The sequence below is a fragment of the Streptococcus sp. SR4 genome (assembly GCF_000517725.1).
GTDB lineage: Bacteria > Bacillota > Bacilli > Lactobacillales > Streptococcaceae > Streptococcus > Streptococcus salivarius_F.
Genome location: NZ_AZYW01000025.1, coordinates 45,573 through 63,462, shown reverse-complemented (window position 1 = coordinate 63,462; position 17,890 = coordinate 45,573). Strand labels below are relative to the sequence as shown.

The following is a 17,890-nucleotide window of genomic DNA, read 5'->3' as shown; positions in this document are numbered from 1 at the left end:
TAGGTGGTCAACTTCAGAGTAGACAGTGACTTTTTTTTGTGACATTCCTATACTAAAAGGGGAGTATTATGTAGATAGAGGCTGTTATGCTTTGGTGTTATTCTGCCTAAGATTGATGATTCTATTGATTTTTCTGAGGGAGATACCTATGTTGAAGAGAAGGTAAAGCATATAACTATAAATTGTAAAGCTCCAAAAATCTGGGACAATACTGAGACTATAGACAAATAGGACTGTTGCACTAACAAAAATTAGACAGCTACATATTATTGAAAGTAGAGGATACCCTTTTGAAAATAATAGGCTTTCTATGATTAAGGCAAAAGCAGGTAGCAACAGAGTTAGAATGATAATAATAAAGATGAAGCGTTGTGTATCATCTAGCATCAAGTTACCCAATGATTTACCTAGGTAAAAACGAGAATCACTCCCCCCAGGATAAATCAATTCTCTTGTCAAGGGACTAACTAGGATTAGGGTGTCAAATAGTGAGAAAGCCGCCCATCTCCAAATAGGGAAAGCCCATTCTTCCTCAGATAATTCTCTCTGAGTTCTTTCTTCAGTTAATTCGAATTTGATTGTCATCAATATGTACCTCTTTTGGAAAGTCGTTATTTTGATTTAAGATATACCATCCATCTGGTAGTTCAGAGTTTTTAAGTACCTGTTCTAATTGAGAATGTAAGTCAATTTCTTTAGTCGTGGAACCAGAAGGAAAACTCAATTGGACAGTAAGTTGTTTGTTTTGTAGAGCATCTTTAAGTGAAAAATCATAATAGCCACCTAGCGCTTTAGAATGTCCCCTCTCATAAGTATAGAGTGTCGTGTATGGTACAGGTTCTATCTGAACAATAATATTTTTTAAATCTTTCTCGGATCTTAGAGCTTTAGAGATATCATTGATAAATTTTTGATTTCTAGGGTTGATTTTAATAGACTTTTTAACAAAGTCGTCCCCATATTCTCTTTCATCAGGTAAAATCTTATATTCACTATTTTGGCGATTAAAATCTGAGTCGCTTTCTGTTGGACTGGCAATGTAAGGATAGAGTAAATCTTGAATATGGAGAGGCAGTTGAGTCTTTACATGTTCTTTTTTGTTATTAATGGTCTCTTGATAATCAATATGGAAAATCAGGTAATGTTTAACCTCATCTTCTTTATTCATACGATAAGTAATTTTATCTGCCCATCCAATACCAGTTATTTGCACCTTTCCTTGAAATCCACGAGTTTTATAAAACCCTTTAATATTTTCTTGAGCATTGTAATAGAAAAAGATAGCAATCATGGTCAATAATAAAATCAAGGGCATAGTAATTTTAAGGTATTTGAAGCTATTTTTTACCATATTAGTTATGACTCTCCTTAACTAGTAGGTTGTAATCTTTTTGACTTTTAACTTCCTCGAGGTGTCCAGTCGTTGTATCAGTACTTGTAAAATACCAATAGATATCCTCCTTATCTGGTGTTAACTCTTTTTGGAGTTTAATGGCATCATCCAAATTAAGTGAATCAGTTGTTACGATAATTAGGCTGAATCTTTTTTTGAGCGATTGGTCACTGTATTCGTTATTGTCTTGATCTTTGTAATCAGCAAAATTTCTTTCTTTGGTCCAGATAAGGGGCATGGAGTTGATAATGAGGGGATCATCTTTATGACCTATAGAAAAATTATCCTTTGAAAGGAGATAGCGGTAAGGTTTAGCAAATTCGTAGTATTGACTGACTTTTGCTGGTTTGGTTTTGTTGCCTTATGGGTGCGTAAATTGACATAGAATTCTTTTTCGTTGTCATAGGAGGAAAATTTCACAAACTCATTCCTACCATCGGAGAACATGGTATTATCCATGGAACCGGGATCATCATATCCTAGTTTCTTAGCAAGGTCTAGTACATTAATAGTGTATCCTTTTCCAGTATCTTTACCAAGCTGATAAAAGTGAATAATATCATAATTTTTAGGGTCCTTCTTGTGTTTAGATGCTTTATACCTAGATTCTTTGAAGGCTAGATAGGTGCGACCGACGACTAATTGACTTCTCTCCAGTGCTTTTTCATTTCCAAACTTAACACCTAAAACGTTAAAGTTTCCAATTTTGACGTTTTGAAAGGATGTTACAGTAACTTTTTTGTTAGTATAGTCGTAAAGTCTATCGTCTAAGGAATAAGCGGCTTGAAGTCTATAACCATAGCGAACGAATGTACCTGTAAGTAGAATGGTTATAAAAATAAGGAGATAAACATGCCACATACGCCATCTAAATGTTTCTAATTTTGTCATAGGAGATCCTCTTTGAGTAATAGAAAAACCATGAAAATCTTATTTTCATGGTTTTTAATTCAATTATTTTACTTCAGTAAGAATCAGAGAAGTTAGTACCGTCTGAAATTAAATATTATCTTGGTCAAAATTATGAGATTTTAGTTGAAATAGAAGAGGTTGATTACTTCGATACGGACTCTAGCAGAGCATCTCATCGACTTTCTTTGGCTGAAATAACTGAAATTGTTAAATATCAAAGTATGGACAATGTTTGAAGCAACTACCAGAAGGCATAGGAAAAGGTGAAAGGGAATATTGGGAAAACAACTATAAAAGAGATAGATAATGGGCTATTTTGATTGTTCACGAGAACCAAAATCTGATATTGCTTTTGTGGATATGAGATCTTTCTATGCTAGTGTTGAGTGTGTGGAACGTGGATTGCATCCTTTAAGGGCCTCGCTTTGTGTGATGAGTAGAGTAGATAATTCAAACGGACTTATCTTAGCTTCCTCTCCAATGTTCAAGAAAGTCTTTTGAGCACCACAAGAGGCGAAGTCACAAACTCCGCCTCCTTCTACATATTTTTTGTTATAATAGAATATTTTATTTGAAATATCAAGACTTATGCTTGATAAAGCTAGAAAACTTACCCTTTTCCAGCAAGAATATCTGATACTTTATACAATCCTGGGGAATATGTCCGACCAAATAGTTTTTTCGTCAAGGCATTAAACGTATAATGGTCATCTAAAATCAAGACTTCGTCATACGTTTTTAAGAGTGCAATAAAGTCATCGTCTGTTAAATTGGAACCATCTCTAGTATCGATATTTTCATTGCCGAGGTAATAACTTGTTGCGCTGTCTCTGTATGATGCCATTAAATCTAAAAATTCTTGGTCAGCCGACACAAAATTTTCTCTGGCATCAACATTGACATCCCACAGATAATAACGACTAGCATATTGGACAAAATAATTATCTACATTCTCCTTATCTGCTGTTACAACCAAAATTCTATCCGTTGACGAATTACTCTGACTTCCAGTAAACTGATGAATTTCTTTTACGACCTCGTTTGTTTCCTGATTGTTATTGTAAACAATGCTATTATTTTCTGACAAGAACATTCCAATGGCATAAACTGTCAAAACAAGGCTCGCGTATTGGTACAAGTGTTTATTAAATAAGCTCTTGTAAGACCTAGCATTACGTTTACTAATGATTTTTTCATACAGACACTTGTCCATTACCCATGCTAAAGCCATGGTCAAACAACCAAAAGCAAAGATAACGATGCTCGAAGCATAGCGCTCAAATCCTGCTAATTCTAACGCTTCATCAGTCGGCATTGCTGTCAGATACATGAGTAAAATGCCAATATAGTAAGTCACAATCGAAATATCAACAAATCCCCAAGTCAACAAGACAAATTTCTTATATTTCAAACGAATGCCAATCACAATAAAGGCAATCAGCATAATCAGATTGATTATCAAAATTCCATTGCTTGCCAAACTGTCAAACGTAAACACCGATTTGACAAAAAGAGTGATAATTTTTTGTGGGTCGCCTGACAGATTTCCAGTCAATACCTGACCAAGTTCTGACATGGACACCGCATGCTTGGCACTTGAGGCATTTGGGAAATTATCCGTCACATGCTTTTGCCAAATAACAAAAGGAAGACAGCTGACTAGCAAGGTCATTATGAGCAGCACTAGTGCTTTTAAACGTGCTCTTTTACGAACAAGTAAACGCACAATACAAACCACATAAACTACTAAAACGAGAGCGACAAAGAAAAGTCCACTTACTTTGACGATACTTAATAATCCAAGAATTACCGCCGTATTTAGCGACAAAAACCAGAAACGATTACGATAGACAAAACAACCTGCTATGGCTGCCAAGGCCAAGGCCGGAAGCAGAAAATCAACCAGCAAATTATTTAATCGAATAGCAACGTTGAACGTATTAAAAACAGCAAACGAAGCAAAAATCATGCTAACCATTAAGACACGTCGATCATCACGAAGTGCCGCAAACATGGCATAAAGACTGGAAGCAATCAAGAAGAATTGCCCGACCAACATACTACCTTCTGAAAAGCCTACGATAGTCGTGAAAAAATAAATGAAAAGTGAACTTCCAACAGGATAGGTATAATAACTAATAATCGTATCCTGCTGTGTTGGCAAAGCATTATTGATATGGAAAAATTTTACAATCGTTGCCCAATGCGTAAAATTATCATAATGTAAAAGCGGTGAATGCCAGAGCGTTATTCCAAATAAAAGCAAATAAGCCATCATTCCAAGCGCAATATAATCAAGTCTCCCAAAGCGATATTTCTTTTTCCATACCGCCCAAAGATAATAAAGACTCAAAAGACAGCCCAAAACAGAAATGACATACACGGTCTGCAACATAAAGCCTAACAAACTACCAAGGTACAATACCAATGTAATGACTGAAAATGTAAACACCCATGTCAGACTGCGATTCATCTTCACAGTATTACGTAAAAAGGCATTGTACCCCATGGTAATCACAAAGAACAACAGTAATCTAGCAATACTAATCATACTCTCCCTCTCCATTCATTTGCTAAGGCTTTAAAAGCAGGTAAGCTATCCAAATCCGCTAAATTGGTAACTCGATAAAGCGATTCGTCTCTATCAATATCATAGGACACAAAAGTCAACTGAATTGGCAAATCTTTGTAGGTAAATGCGACATTCGGTTCTTTTTTAGGATTTGTCAATTTTCCAGAAAATGTCATGTAATAATAATCTGTCTTTCTAAGCTGGCATTTTTTTCCAGCAACCTGAACCTCTTCATTAACACGAACTTTCGGAAAAGCTACTTGGTCATAGGCTGAAACAGGACGTTCATTATTTTGGAAACGTTGACTAAAGTTCTCAAGTAAATCATCCCATGTTGTCATCCAAGGGTCTTTTTCCTTCGGAAGATTGTGATTAATGCGGTCATAAATGTACTGATAAAATTCGCGCTTATCAGCTTCAGGAATTTCTGAAAATTGAACGCCGTAGCGCCAACCATTATCAATCGCAAAAACACGAACAACATGACCTTTTACCCTCGCATGGTAATCACGTGATTGCAAATTAAGCGTCAGTTCTTTTTCTTTCGGCAAATACAATGGTAAATCCGTATAGAATGAAATCCCCGTTTCTGAAATATCACAGACTCTCACTTGGTAAGAATCATCATCAACCTCAATAACCATAGCTTCATCAACAGTAAAACGCTCACTTGAGCGATAAATCGGACGACCAAGCGCACAGAAAATCGCAAAGGTCAAATTGATGATATGATAAATCAACCAAAAACTGATAATACTTCCATAAAAAAGCTCTGAACCAAATTTTCCATAGTTAAAAGTCACCAAACCATAAACGGCTAATCCCCATAAAACAAGATAAGGAAGCGCATAAAGGTACAACGTCCACGACGTATCATTTCCCTTACGTGTCACCTTAAATTTTTTATCGCTAATGCCAAAGGACTCCAACATCATGGGAATAAACAAATACGGAGCAAAAATCGTTTCCACAATTTCTCCCCAAACCTGTGTTCGGTATTGTTTTGAGACTTCTCGCATTGACAAGTGTGTCAATGCGTAACTTGGCAACCAGAATAGGAACAGTAGCCAGATATTTGACACCACCACACGCACATGGAAAACCGTATATAAAATCGGTGCCAAGATATACAATAACCGTCTAAAGAAAGACCACCAATAAAGATAGCCATTAATATAAACAATTCTTTGCCCCTTTGTCAATTTGGGATTAAAGAAGATATTCATATTGTAGCTACTGCGAATAACGCCACGTCCCCAGCGCGCGCGCTGTTTGATGACACTCTTCAAATCTGTTGGCGTTAACCCGCTACCCATTGGACTTTTCGTCGAATAATTTACATAACCAGCCGCATTCATCCGAACACCTAGCTCGAAATCCTCCGTAATGGTATCTGTCGGAAAACCACCAACATCTTCAATCGCCTTGCGGAAAATAAGCGTATTAGACCCCGTATAAACCGCTGCACCGTGCGAATTATTGCAAACATTAATTTCTTTGGAAAAGAAATCTTGTTCGTTTGGTAAGGTTGATTCTGAAAACAAGTTAAATTGGAAAATATCAGCATTGTAAAAACTTTGTGGCGTTTGAATCAAACCGACTTTTGACTTATCATAATCGTCACCATTTTCATAAGCCTCAACTTGTTCAACAAAATAAGGCACAGTTTCCAACAGGAATTCACGATAAGGAATCATATCCGCATCAAATGTCGCCACCAAAGGTGATGACGTCTGACGTAAAGCATTATTGTAGTTTCCTGATTTGGCATCTTTATTATCCGCCAAACCAAAATAACCAACACCAAGCTCATCAGCCAATTTGGCAACTTCTAGACGATTGGTATCATCACAGACGTAGATATGCACCTTAGACTTATCAGGATATTCCATAAAAGTGCAGGCATTAATCGTCTTATAAAGCAACTCTGGATCCTCATTATGCGTTGCAATCAAAACATCCACATCTGGGTAACGCTCCTTAGCAATCTCAGGCTTTTCAAGCTCAAAGTCCTTTTGCTTATTCCAAATGAGAATGTAGCCTGTAATGGCTGAAACTACCTCACTTCCCCACAATAAAATCCCAAAGATCAGCGCAAACCATGAATCATGCCACGGAATAGTCGCCACCAAACGCCAAGTTAAATAAAAGGCAGTCGTTACAAATGCAACGAAATAGAGTATCCTCTTACTAGTCTTCATTCTCACCTCCACTAAAAATCAAATGTTTTTGCACAAAATAACTGACAAAGAAAAGTGTACCGTCAACTAAAATCTTCACCAATGAAATTGGCAGCGTCGTCAAGGCATTTCCTAGAACTGTTACCAATAAACTTGACAAAACAATCTGTACTACCACCAAAGTGAAGTATTTTATCGCACTATTTGATTGACCTCGTTTAAAGACCACCTTATGATTCAAGGTGAAATTAACAACAGATGATATCGCACGCGCTAAAATCGAAGCTAACGTCACCGCACTAAAACTCAATCCATTAAACAAAGAAATTAAAATCGTAAAAGCAACAATATCAACCAAGAAGGAAAACAATGCTGAAAAAATGTACTTGAAGAAAACCTTGTAAATTCTAATCGAGTCACGAATCGCATCAAAATGCGACGACTGATTTTCATCCAAATAAATCGTTGCAATGCCAACTTCACAAATCAGAATATTGTCCTCTTTTGCCTCAAGTAACATATTCATCTCAAATTCATACCGTTCACCCTCCACGGTTAAGAGTTTTGGCAACCATGACATAGGAATCACACGAAGCCCCGTTTGCGTATCAGAAACGTTCATACCTGTCATAGCCCCCAAGACGTCTCTTGTCAATAAATTTCCAAATTTACTACGTAAAGGAACAGATTTTTCAAATGTTCTAACACCCAGCACCAAACTATCAGGATGTTGCAAAAATTCAGCCAAACATTTCATCATGTCTTCGTAGGTATGTTGGCCATCAGAATCAATCGTCACAATTCCTTTGGCATTAGGAAAATTGTCCAAAATATATGAAATAGCCGTTTTTAAAGCACGACCTTTTCCTTTATTATCAGCGTGTCTTTGCAAATGACAAGCATAGTTACTCTGCGCTATTGCAAATAACGGTGCAAAATCAGCTCCACTACCGTCATCGACTAGAATAATGTCAAACATTTGATTTTCCTTATCCCGAATATTTTTCAAAAGTTCCAACAAACGGTCATCAGGTTCATAGGCAGGAATGACAATAACAACATCTTGAAACATCATCGACGTTCTCCTTTCTGACTTTTATTTTCGTACATTTTCTTATCAGCTATTGCAAAAAAATCAACGAAGCTTTTATCTGATTGATAAGAGTCCGTATAAGCACCTAAAGATGCTGTAATCCCCATATCTTTGAGAGTCATTTCTGCTTGAACAAGTTTTATTAAAAATTCAGCTTGATTTTCAGAAACTCCAGGGAGTAAAACCGCAAATTCATCTCCACCTAACCTTGCTATTACAGCACTTTCAGGCATTATCTTCGTTAAAATATCACCAAATTCAATTAGAATCTTATCTCCCGTAGCATGTCCAAAGGTATCATTTGCTTCCTTGAATTTATCCAAATCAGATATAATAACCGTAATTTGTTCTTCTTTACGTGTCAGACATTCCTCAAAAGCAAGCTCAATATATCGTCGATTATGAACCCGTGTTAAAACATCTTCGTATGCCATCCTCTGTATTTCAAGTTCATGAAGTCTCTGCTCTGTAACATCAAGAACAAAACAAAAAACACCAATCACTTTTTGGCGATTGTTATAAATGGGAGAATACATATTTTGCCAGTAAAGCGTTTTGTCGCCTGTCTTAATAGTATCCATAAATATAAATGTTTCACCCTTTTTCGCACGATCAACATTTGCTTTTAAACGCGCAGCATCTTCACTATTAAGATAATTCATTGGAAAGTCACCAATTTTGGGAGTGAAATAAAAGATTTCTTCCATGAGCCGAATATCATTCTTATTAACCGCAATAAAACGATAATCTAAGTCTACAGCATAGACGTTAATAAGTTTCGAACTCTGTAAGATAAAGTGGGATAGCATATGCTGTCTTCGATTAAGGTAAGATGCTAGGGTCCAAAGAACTAGTATTCCTATAAAGATTGCTAAAACGATGGGATTATCATGGTCAATCAAAACATCATCATACACTAAGCGCATTAATAACATTAACGCAGCAAAAATACTTAAGTATGTTAACAATCTTTGATGCTTGATTAAAAAATCACTTACTTTTCCTAATACCATTACAGTCTCACCATTCTAAGTAGTTTTAATACCTTCAGCATCCAAACTGTCTGTAACAAAACGTCCTGTAAAACCACCGATGAAGCCCGTAGCAGTATTGTCAATTCCTAAACGTTGTAGAATACGGCTGACATTAATACCCTTACCGCCAGCGAATTTATCATCACTCTCTATACGGTTAACTTCACCAATCTCTACCTTGTCGATACGAACAATGAAGTCGATTGATGGGTTTAGCGTCACAGTATAAATCATACTTCAATAACCCTCGTTTTCTCTTTTAATTATTTAAGGAGCCCTTCTTCCGAAGCATTTGTGATTATGGTTACTTTCTCAACCTCGGCTACCTTAGCATAGGTTGAGAAAGTTTAGAAGCATCAGCTAGAACATAGGCTTTTTGCGCATTAGCTATCACTGTTCGTTTAATGACCGCCTCTTCCATATCTGGCGTTGTGAAATAATTGGCATCAACTCCATTAGCACCAATGAAAGCACAATCAAAATTCAGTTGTCTGATTTGTTCCAGAGCTGTACTTCCAATAGAGGCATCTGTTGAATGTTTAACCTTACCACCAATAATCCTAGTACTAATACCGAGATCTACCAGCTTAACAGCATGATGGATAGAATTAGTCACAACCGTCACCTGACGATTCATTTCCTCTGGATATGGTGAATATTTGTCATAAGTTCTAAGCCCAGCCTCAACGTGACCAATACTTACTTTATTGTAAAATGCAACCAATCCAGCAGCAAAAGTTGTTGTAGTATCACTATGAACTAAAACCAAATCAGGTTGTTCTTTCTTAACAACTGGATCAAAATTAGCCAAAATTTTAGAAGTAATTTCCTGAAGTGATTGATTTTTTTCCCATGATATCCAAATCATAATCAGGAACTATTTCAAAAGTCTCCAAAACCTGGTCAAGCATTTGACGGTGTTGAGCTGTGACTACTGTAATAGTATTAATGGTTTCTTGATGTTTTTTTCAACTCAAGAATTAACGGCGCCATCTTAATTGCCTCTGGTCTTGTCCCAAAGACAACCATAATATTTAATTTTCCCATAAGATCCCCCCCTATGACCTATACGAAATCAATATAATATTGACAAATAAGACTCTACATTATCACTTTATTATCCCCAATAAAAAGGAAAATGAGTTATCCTTTCTCCAAAAGCATTAAAGGGAATGCCCTCGCTATTGGTCTTGTTTTGCAAATGATGTAAAGTAGATAAAGAAAAAGGTCTCAATAAAAAGACTATCATTACGTATAAAATTCAAGAAGTAAGACAAGAAAACTAAGTCATATCATCCAAGGATATCAATTGTTTTGAGATTTTCTAGTCTTCTCCCCCGAATTTAAAAATACACTATTTAATAAATAAAAAAACTGCAGGAGAAAAAACGCTTTGCTAATAAAAGTGTTTTTGAATCCAGCAGTATTGCTAATTTACATATATTTCATAAAAACTTCTCCCCATTTTAAAGAGCGTCCCCTTTACTTACGCTCTATCCCCATCTTACAAATCAAAACATCGGTATGATAACCCTATCCCAATACCATATCACATAGCACCAAGTACCAACAAGTAATCATTCAACTCTCCCCAAAAGAGTCAAAATATTACAAACAGGTTGGCTTCGAGTTACTACTACCCATGTTCCCTATTCATATAGACGCTATAATTATAGCATGTTATTTTTATTTTTCAACCTTCTTTCAATTTTTTATTATTTTAATGTATGTGATAAGCATTATAATGAGGTCGTTTGAATTAAGCACTCCTACTTAACAAATACTAATCAAATGATATTTATCTATATTTTAATAAATAATAATTAAACACCCTTTGGCTTTTAAATGGATTTGCATAAAAAAATCAGAATTCCTATTAAAATTCTGATTCAGAATGAAGACAAACATCGTTTTTGATGTTTGTCTTTTTTTATATTCACACTTAATTCTCCCATAATCCAATAATATTGAGGTATTTGGATAAAATAACAGGTCTTCCCTACCATCATTTTTACCAATTTTTTGATATTTAGACATGCCAAAGTAAGCCCAACCTTATCTTCCATTTTGGACTTTCCTTTTTCTCTGGTATAACGCAAGTTATGATATTCTTTAGCTGTTCCGAATAAACGTTCTATCGTTTCTTTCCGGTGTTGGTACCGTTCCTTCATCCCACTTTGATGACGGATATCTTCACAGATTTCTAAGGCATCTTTCCAAATATGACGCACAACAACTTTTTGGTGCTGGCGACTTTCAGTACAAATCGCTAACAAGGGACAGGTCTTACAAATTTCGGGATTACTTTTATATTCTCTATAACCTTCACGTGTCGTTGTACGGTAAGTTAATACCTGGTTCTCTGGACAAAGATAGCAGTCAAAATGCTCGTCATAGACAAAGTCTTTAGGACGTAGAAAGCCTCTCTTACTCTTGGCCTAGTGTAAGGGAATACTGGCGTAATCTCTTTTTCTAAAAGAAACTTGGCAATACTAGGTGTTTTGTAGCCTGAATCCGCAATAATGAATTCAGGGGAGAAGGGTTCTAACTTGGCGAAAAGAACAGGAAAGGCCTGACTATCATGGATGTTACCTGCTTCAACTGTATAAGCCAAGGCCCAACCATGTTTATCACAAGCTACCTGAGCATTATAAGCGAAGACTTCCTTGTGTTCTCCCTTGTGAAACCAACCACTATCTGGATCAGTCGTTGATTGTTTCTTAGATTTAGCTTCGCCTTTTTTGGCGGGCTTTAAGAACTTTTTTGCATGCTTCTTCCTGTCTAAATTAATCTCAACATCCAGTTGTTCACTCATGAATTTAGCTTTTTGATCAACAACAACATTTTTGTACTTATGATTATTAGCAGCTGCCTTGATATGTGTCCCATCGATGAAGATTTCTGAGGGATCAATGAGCCCCGCCTCCAAAACGTGATGAAGCACATGACTAAAAATGTGTGCTAACAATTCTTTATTTTGAAAGCGTCAGCTATAGTTCTTACCGTAAGTTGTAAAATGTGGTACCTTATCATCCAGAGATAAGCCAAGAAACCAACGATAAGCCGTATTCACCTCGATATCCTTGATGGTTTGGTGCATAGAACGAATGCCATAAAAACATTGAATCAAAGGAATCTTAACTAACAAAACAGGGGCTAGACTAGGGCGACCATTATCTGAAGAATAACTATCCTCAACAACATCATAAATAAAAGAAAAATCAATCGTTTCTTCAACTTTTCTTAGAAAATGGTCTTTAGGCACAAGTTCATCAAGTGTATAGAAACCTATTTGACGACGATTATATTCAGGATTATCTTTGTGAAACATAGGAGTACCTCATCAAATACCTTTTCTTTTATTATACTCCTTCGAAGCAAGAAAAGTCCCCAGAAGTATAACTTCTGAGGACTTTGTCTTCAATCAGATCTATTTATTTTTTATGAATAAGTTGTACAACCTTGCTAAAGGTTGATATAAAGCTATTTATAAATAACTTGGACACAAACCGTGTCCAATCAGATTTTACGATAAAAAGGTAGAGAAAAAGGTAGAGTTTGAATTGAAATACAGTGCAATAAACTGCAATTGACAAAAAGAAAAAACGCTTGAAATCAGCGTTTTTCTTTTGTATTGATTCGTATTGAATCCTTATTTTACCTCAGTAAAGATTACGTGTTTACGCAATTTTGGTGAGTATTTTTTCAATTGAAGACGGTCTGGAGTGTTACGTTTGTTTTTTGAAGTAAGGTACAAGCGTTCACCAGATTCTTTGTGTTCAAGTGTAATATTTACGCGCATGGTATCTCCCTTCTATTATTTAGCTGCGTTAGCTTTAGCGATTTTACGTCCTTTGTAGTATCCTTTAAGTGATACACGGTGTGAACGTGAGTAATCTCCAGTTGTTTCGTCAAATTGTACTGATGGAGCAGTCAATTTGTAGTGTGTACGACGTTTGTTTTTCTTCGCTTTTGAAGTGTGACGTGCAGGTACTGCCATTTCTTTATTTCCTCCGAATTAATATTTATGTTCTTGATTTTAAATCAACTATAACAGAATAACATATCTTTTTTGTAAAGTAAAGTTACTTGACAAAAAACTTCTCAAGAAAACATATAGTTAAAAACTATACAATTTGATAGTAAATACATATTTCACAGCTATAACAGCAAGTGCTAGAATAGGCTTATTATTACATTAAATGAAAGAATAAAAAGGAGTAAATAACTATGAGTAAAGTTCATTATCATTTTGATCATGTTGGTTCTTACCTTCGTCCACAAGCTTTAAAAGAAGCACGTGAAAAATTTGCCAATGGTGAGATTTCGCAAGAGGAATTGTTGAAAGTACAAGATGAATTGGTTAAGGAATTGGTTCATCATGAGGTAGAAAATGGCCTTCAAGTCGTTTCTGATGGTGAATTTGGTCGTTCTTGGTGGCACCTTGACTTCCTATGGAACCTAACTGGTTTTGAAGCTTACCAACAAGAGGATTCATATAAATTCCATGGAGCTAAGACACGTACAACTAACGTTCGTATCAATGGTAAAATTGCTGAAAATCCTAATCATCCTTTCTATCGTGACTTTGAATATCTTAAATCAGTGACTCCTGAAGGAATTACTCCAAAAGTAACTATTCCAAGTCCATCACTCATCATTAACCGTGACCACCGTAGTGATCTTTATGCTGATTACTATGATTCATGGACAGATTTCCTTGATGATTTGGCTAAAGCTTACCATGATACCATCCAACATTTCTACGATTTGGGTGCACGTTATGTACAATTGGATGATACGACTTGGGGTTATTTGATTCAACAGTTTGAGAATGAAAAAAATAATCCTGAGAAAACAGCTGAGTTGGCAAAAATTGCTGAGGATGATGTATATACTATCAATAAAGCTTTGGAAGGTCTTCCAGAAGATTTGACTTTGGCTACTCACATTTGTCGTGGGAACTTTAAGTCAACTTATCTTTTTGAAGGTGGCTATGATTCAGTCGCTAAATATCTTGGTCAATTGAACTATGATATCTTCTTCTTGGAATACGATGATGCGCGTTCAGGTAGCTTCGCACCACTTCCAACGATTTGGAATAACCGTGATCATGTTGAATTGGTACTTGGTGTGATTACTTCTAAGGATCCAGCTTTGGAAGATGTAGATGCTGTTATTGCTCGTATCCATGAAGCGGCTGAACTTGTACCACTTAAGAACCTTGGTATCTCAACTCAATGTGGTTTTGCCTCAACTGAAGAAGGTAATATCTTGACTGAGCAAGATGAGTGGAATAAATTGAAATTGATTAAAACAATTACTGATAAAGTTTGGTCATAATAGAAAAAATGCAGAGGACGGGCTCAGCCTGTTCTCTCTTTTTATGAATATAGAAAGGAAGTGTCATGAATTATAAAGAGACAGGTCAGAAGATTTTAGAAGCTGTAGGAGGAAAGGAGAACGTTCAGAATCTAACACACTGTGCTACACGTTTACGTTTTACCTTAGCAGATGATTCTAAAGCTGATGATGAGGCTGTTAAAGCTATCGATGGTGTGGTGAGTTTGGCTAAGAGTGGTGGCCAGTATCAAGTTGTTGTTGGGAGTGATGTACCAAATGTATACCGCGCTTTAGAAGGTTTATTGGATCTGGATGAAGTATCTAAGGAATCATCGGAAAAACAAGATAGAACTCCTCTTCAAAGCTTTTTAGCTCTTATTTCTGGGATTTTCACCCCAATCTTACCAGTAATTACAGCAGCAGGGATGATCAAGGCCGTTTTGTCCCTTTTGGTTGTCTTTAAGGTAGTAGCTGTAGATGATGTTAACTATCAAGTTCTTAATTTTATTGGCGATGCTGGATTTTATTTCTTACCTGTATTTTTAGGTGCCTCAGCAGCTCGACAGTTTAAGACGAATGCTCAATTGGGGATGTTGATTGGTGCTATTTTATTACACCCAACTTTTACTCAGATTGTGACAACTGCCAAGGAATCAGGTCATGGCGTCTCTTTCTTTAGTATTCCTCTTACATTAACTTCTTACTCATCAACGGTTATCCCTGTTATTTTGGCAGTTTGGTTTATGAGTTACGTGGAGCGCTTTACGATTAAAATTTCACCAAAAGCTGTGAAGTTTTTCTTGGTTCCTATGATTACGACCTTAATTACTGCAATCGTAACACTTTAGATTTTAGGTCCAATTGGTGCTGTCATTGGTAACTGGTTGGGTGACTTCTTTAAGTGGTTGGAAAACTTTGGCCCATGGGTTGTTCCGACAATTGTAGGAGCAACCTTCCCGTTAATGGTTACAACAGGAACTCACTATGGCTTAGTATCCATTGGAATCAATAACCGTATGACTATTGGTTATGATACGATTGCACAGCCAGGTGCTTTGGCTTCAAATGTGGCTCAGGGTGGAGCAGCCCTTGCTATTGCTTTAAAAACTAAGGATACCAATAAAAAAGCTCTGGCTTCATCTGCTGGGATTACTGCGATTTGTGGAATTACGGAACCGGCTCTTTATGGGGTAACTTTACAAAATAAAGCAGCCCTTATAGGATCTATTGTTGCCGGGGGAGTAGGTGGCTTCTTCCTTGGTATTTTAGGTGCGAGAAATTTTGCGGGTGGTTCCCCAGGTCTCTTGACGATTGCTGCGTATATTGGTGAAGATACACTTAAATATTTTTACACAGCTATTGCAGGTCTTGTAATTTCTGTTGTGGTATCTTTCATTGTGACCTTCATTCTTTATAAGGAAGATTAATGATTGTGGCAGGCCGAGAGGTCTGTTTCTTTCTGACGTTGAAAAATCCTCCACCATTTCCCAAAAGCTATATAAATTATGATAGAATAGAGTGATTATATCTGTAATAACGGAAAAGGAGGGCAGGTCTATCTGAGGCCTGTATCATCATTATGAAACTTCAAAAACCTAAGGGAACGCAGGATATTTTACCTGCGGATAGTGCCAAATGGCAGTACGTAGAAAATGTTGCACGTGAAACATTTAAGAAATACAATTATGGTGAAATTCGTACACCTATGTTTGAACATTACGAGGTCATTTCACGTTCAGTAGGTGATACAACTGACATCGTTACTAAGGAAATGTATGATTTTCATGATAAGGGAGACCGTCATATTACACTTCGTCCAGAAGGAACAGCACCGGTTGTACGCTCTTATGTAGAAAACAAACTCTTTGCGCCAGAGGTCCAAAAACCTGTTAAAGTTTATTATATTGGATCAATGTTCCGTTATGAACGTCCTCAAGCAGGACGCTTGCGCGAGTTCCACCAACTAGGTGTAGAGTGCTTTGGATCAAAAAATCCTGCAACAGATGTTGAAACCATTGCTATGGCCTACCAACTCTTTAATACGCTTGGCATTAAGGATGTTACCCTTCATTTGAATAGCCTTGGAAATACTGAGAGTCGTCTGGCTTATCGTCAGGCCTTGATTGACTATTTGACACCAATGCGTGAAAGTTTGTCAAAAGATAGTCAACGTCGTTTGGATGAAAATCCTTTGCGAGTACTCGATTCAAAAGAAAAAGAAGATAAGGTTGCCGTTGAAAATGCTCCATCTATCCTTGATTATTTAGATGAAGAAAGTCAAGCGCACTTTGACGAAGTACGTACCATGCTTGATAGTCTTAACATTCCTTACGTGATTGATACTAATATGGTACGTGGTCTTGATTACTACAACCACACGATTTTTGAATTTATTACCACTATTGATAAGTCTGAATTGACAATTTGTGCAGGCGGTCGTTACGATAGTTTGGTTGAATACTTCGGTGGTCCAGAAACAGCTGGTTTTGGTTTTGGACTTGGTTTAGAACGCTTGCTTTTGGTTCTTGATAAACAAGGTATTGAGCTTCCGGTGGAAGAAAATCTGGATGTTTACATTGCAGTACTTGGTTCAGGTGCCAATGGCAAAGCTCTTGAGTTAGTTCAAGCTATCCGCTATCAAGGATTTAAGGCTGAACGTGATTATCTTGGACGTAAGATTAAGGCACAATTTAAGTCAGCAGATACCTTCAAGGCCAAGACGGTTATCACATTAGGTGAGAGTGAAGTGGAGTCAGGTCAGGTTAATGTCAAAAATAATGCTACTCGTGAGGAAGTTACTGTAAGTTTCGAAGAGCTAACTAAAAACTTTGCTGCAGTCCTCGAACAGTTAGAAAAGTAGGGGGCGTATGGTTAGTATAGTTGATATGCTCAAACGGAGTGAAAAGTTCAGTTTGGCTTTTGATCGCAGTATGCCCATTCGTTTCCAACAACAGTTTTGGCAGTTGATTGCCTTTCTTGATAAACATGATATTACTTGGTTTAATGATGAGCCTGCAAGTGATCATGCGATGTGTCAGCAATTACTTGGTCAAGTTTGGCGTCAGGATTGTCAAGATGTGGTCTTGAGTTTTGAAACCCAGGAACGTTATTTGGGATGGCAGGTAGACGAGGAAACTGATGAACTTAGTGTTATCATTGAAGATGTTTACGGATTCCGTTGGAATAGTTTACTTGACTTAGAAACAGCCGATTATCGTTTTGAAGATTTTGAAGAGTTTGCTGAGGATTACGTGGATACTAGTGATTTGTTGAAACAATTTGGCAAATAGTTTTATAAAAAAGAAAGTCTATTAAAATTCTAACCTGAAATGGGTGGGGTTTTGATGGGCTTTTTGCTATAAT

13 protein-coding genes and 6 pseudogenes are annotated in these 17,890 nt (G+C 36.7%); 5 read left to right on the top strand and 14 right to left on the bottom strand.

Features of this window, described 5'->3' with window-relative positions; genetic code table 11:
* Positions 1–84: 84 nt before the first annotated feature.
* The 4 genes from HMPREF1519_RS03195 to HMPREF1519_RS03185 are packed head-to-tail and all read right to left on the bottom strand — an operon-like array spanning position 85 to position 2,284.
* Positions 85–585, bottom strand: coding sequence for a hypothetical protein (locus HMPREF1519_RS03195; protein WP_022496160.1), 501 nt, complete (start codon positions 583–585; stop codon positions 85–87).
* Entirely contained in the window at positions 560–1,351 is a 792-nt protein-coding gene (locus HMPREF1519_RS03190) for a hypothetical protein (protein ID WP_022496161.1), read from the bottom strand. Before HMPREF1519_RS03190 ends, HMPREF1519_RS03195 begins: the two co-directional genes overlap by 26 nt.
* Position 1,352: 1 nt before the next feature.
* Positions 1,353–1,631, bottom strand: coding sequence for a hypothetical protein (locus HMPREF1519_RS10665; protein WP_022496162.1), 279 nt, complete (start codon positions 1,629–1,631; stop codon positions 1,353–1,355).
* Between the two features lie 32 nt (positions 1,632–1,663).
* Entirely contained in the window at positions 1,664–2,284 is a 621-nt protein-coding gene (locus HMPREF1519_RS03185) for a hypothetical protein (RefSeq protein WP_022496163.1), read from the bottom strand.
* 327 nt (positions 2,285–2,611) lie between these two features.
* Here HMPREF1519_RS03185 and HMPREF1519_RS03180 point away from each other — a divergent pair.
* A pseudogene (locus HMPREF1519_RS03180) lies at positions 2,612–2,803 on the top strand (DNA polymerase); the annotation flags it as partial.
* A gap of 112 nt (positions 2,804–2,915) precedes the next feature.
* Here HMPREF1519_RS03180 and HMPREF1519_RS03175 read toward each other — a convergent pair.
* From HMPREF1519_RS03175 to rpmF, 10 genes and pseudogenes are all read right to left on the bottom strand, one after another.
* Positions 2,916–4,856: a hypothetical protein gene (locus HMPREF1519_RS03175; RefSeq protein ID WP_022496164.1), complete on the bottom strand. Its 1,941-nt coding sequence runs from the start codon at positions 4,854–4,856 to the stop codon at positions 2,916–2,918.
* Positions 4,853–7,078 carry a glycosyltransferase family 2 protein gene (locus HMPREF1519_RS03170; protein ID WP_022496165.1) on the bottom strand — a complete coding sequence of 742 codons (2,226 nt, stop codon included), beginning with the start codon at positions 7,076–7,078 and terminating at the stop codon, positions 4,853–4,855. The genes HMPREF1519_RS03175 and HMPREF1519_RS03170 overlap by 4 nt, the downstream gene beginning before the upstream one ends.
* On the bottom strand, positions 7,068–8,132 hold the full coding sequence (locus HMPREF1519_RS03165) for a bifunctional glycosyltransferase family 2/GtrA family protein (RefSeq protein WP_037601258.1): 1,065 nt from the start codon (positions 8,130–8,132) through the stop codon (positions 7,068–7,070). The genes HMPREF1519_RS03170 and HMPREF1519_RS03165 overlap by 11 nt, the downstream gene beginning before the upstream one ends.
* Positions 8,129–9,163 (bottom strand): sensor domain-containing diguanylate cyclase, encoded by a 1,035-nt coding sequence (locus HMPREF1519_RS03160; RefSeq protein WP_022496166.1) that lies wholly within the window; start codon positions 9,161–9,163, stop codon positions 8,129–8,131. The genes HMPREF1519_RS03165 and HMPREF1519_RS03160 overlap by 4 nt, the downstream gene beginning before the upstream one ends.
* 21 nt (positions 9,164–9,184) lie before the next feature.
* Positions 9,185–9,418, bottom strand: a pseudogene (locus tag HMPREF1519_RS03155) (PfkB family carbohydrate kinase); the annotation flags it as partial.
* Between the two features lie 29 nt (positions 9,419–9,447).
* A pseudogene (locus HMPREF1519_RS03150) lies at positions 9,448–9,830 on the bottom strand (UDP-N-acetylglucosamine 2-epimerase); the annotation flags it as partial.
* A pseudogene (locus tag HMPREF1519_RS10660) lies at positions 9,804–10,231 on the bottom strand (UDP-N-acetylglucosamine 2-epimerase); the annotation flags it as partial. The pseudogenes HMPREF1519_RS10660 and HMPREF1519_RS03150, both read right to left, overlap by 27 nt.
* A gap of 829 nt (positions 10,232–11,060) precedes the next feature.
* A pseudogene (locus tag HMPREF1519_RS10265) lies at positions 11,061–12,515 on the bottom strand (IS1182 family transposase).
* 321 nt (positions 12,516–12,836) lie between these two features.
* Complete coding sequence (gene rpmG / locus HMPREF1519_RS03135) at positions 12,837–12,986, bottom strand: 50S ribosomal protein L33 (RefSeq protein WP_002262412.1); 150 nt, start codon at positions 12,984–12,986, stop codon at positions 12,837–12,839.
* Positions 12,987–13,001: 15 nt separating this feature from the next.
* Positions 13,002–13,184: a 50S ribosomal protein L32 gene (gene rpmF, locus HMPREF1519_RS03130; protein WP_002885630.1), complete on the bottom strand. Its 183-nt coding sequence runs from the start codon at positions 13,182–13,184 to the stop codon at positions 13,002–13,004.
* A gap of 230 nt (positions 13,185–13,414) precedes the next feature.
* Here rpmF and HMPREF1519_RS03125 point away from each other — a divergent pair, with 230 nt between their 5' ends.
* The 4 genes and pseudogenes from HMPREF1519_RS03125 (at position 13,415) to HMPREF1519_RS03110 (ending at position 17,817) form a co-directional block, all read left to right on the top strand.
* Positions 13,415–14,527 (top strand): vitamin B12 independent methionine synthase, encoded by a 1,113-nt coding sequence (locus HMPREF1519_RS03125; RefSeq protein WP_022496170.1) that lies wholly within the window; start codon positions 13,415–13,417, stop codon positions 14,525–14,527.
* A gap of 65 nt (positions 14,528–14,592) precedes the next feature.
* A pseudogene (locus tag HMPREF1519_RS03120) lies at positions 14,593–15,954 on the top strand (PTS transporter subunit EIIC).
* Between the two features lie 152 nt (positions 15,955–16,106).
* Entirely contained in the window at positions 16,107–17,387 is a 1,281-nt protein-coding gene (gene hisS / locus HMPREF1519_RS03115; protein WP_002885861.1) for a histidine--tRNA ligase, read from the top strand.
* Positions 17,388–17,394: 7 nt separating this feature from the next.
* A complete protein-coding gene (locus HMPREF1519_RS03110) occupies positions 17,395–17,817 on the top strand; it encodes a hypothetical protein (RefSeq protein ID WP_002885776.1) in 423 nt (140 codons plus the stop codon).
* Positions 17,818–17,890 lie beyond the last annotated feature (73 nt).

Coding starts and splice junctions, on each gene's coding strand:
- HMPREF1519_RS03185 (WP_022496163.1), bottom strand. CDS start 2,284: ATGACAAAATTAGAAACATTTAGATGGCGTATGTGGCATGTTTATCTC.
- HMPREF1519_RS03125 (WP_022496170.1), top strand. CDS start 13,415: ATGAGTAAAGTTCATTATCATTTTGATCATGTTGGTTCTTACCTTCGT.
- HMPREF1519_RS03165 (WP_037601258.1), bottom strand. CDS start 8,132: ATGATGTTTCAAGATGTTGTTATTGTCATTCCTGCCTATGAACCTGAT.
- rpmF (WP_002885630.1), bottom strand. CDS start 13,184: ATGGCAGTACCTGCACGTCACACTTCAAAAGCGAAGAAAAACAAACGT.
- HMPREF1519_RS03110 (WP_002885776.1), top strand. CDS start 17,395: ATGGTTAGTATAGTTGATATGCTCAAACGGAGTGAAAAGTTCAGTTTG.
- HMPREF1519_RS03175 (WP_022496164.1), bottom strand. CDS start 4,856: ATGATTAGTATTGCTAGATTACTGTTGTTCTTTGTGATTACCATGGGG.
- HMPREF1519_RS03170 (WP_022496165.1), bottom strand. CDS start 7,078: ATGAAGACTAGTAAGAGGATACTCTATTTCGTTGCATTTGTAACGACT.
- HMPREF1519_RS03195 (WP_022496160.1), bottom strand. CDS start 585: ATGACAATCAAATTCGAATTAACTGAAGAAAGAACTCAGAGAGAATTA.
- HMPREF1519_RS03190 (WP_022496161.1), bottom strand. CDS start 1,351: ATGGTAAAAAATAGCTTCAAATACCTTAAAATTACTATGCCCTTGATT.
- HMPREF1519_RS03160 (WP_022496166.1), bottom strand. CDS start 9,163: ATGGTATTAGGAAAAGTAAGTGATTTTTTAATCAAGCATCAAAGATTG.
- rpmG (WP_002262412.1), bottom strand. CDS start 12,986: ATGCGCGTAAATATTACACTTGAACACAAAGAATCTGGTGAACGCTTG.
- hisS (WP_002885861.1), top strand. CDS start 16,107: ATGAAACTTCAAAAACCTAAGGGAACGCAGGATATTTTACCTGCGGAT.
- HMPREF1519_RS10665 (WP_022496162.1), bottom strand. CDS start 1,631: ATGCCCCTTATCTGGACCAAAGAAAGAAATTTTGCTGATTACAAAGAT.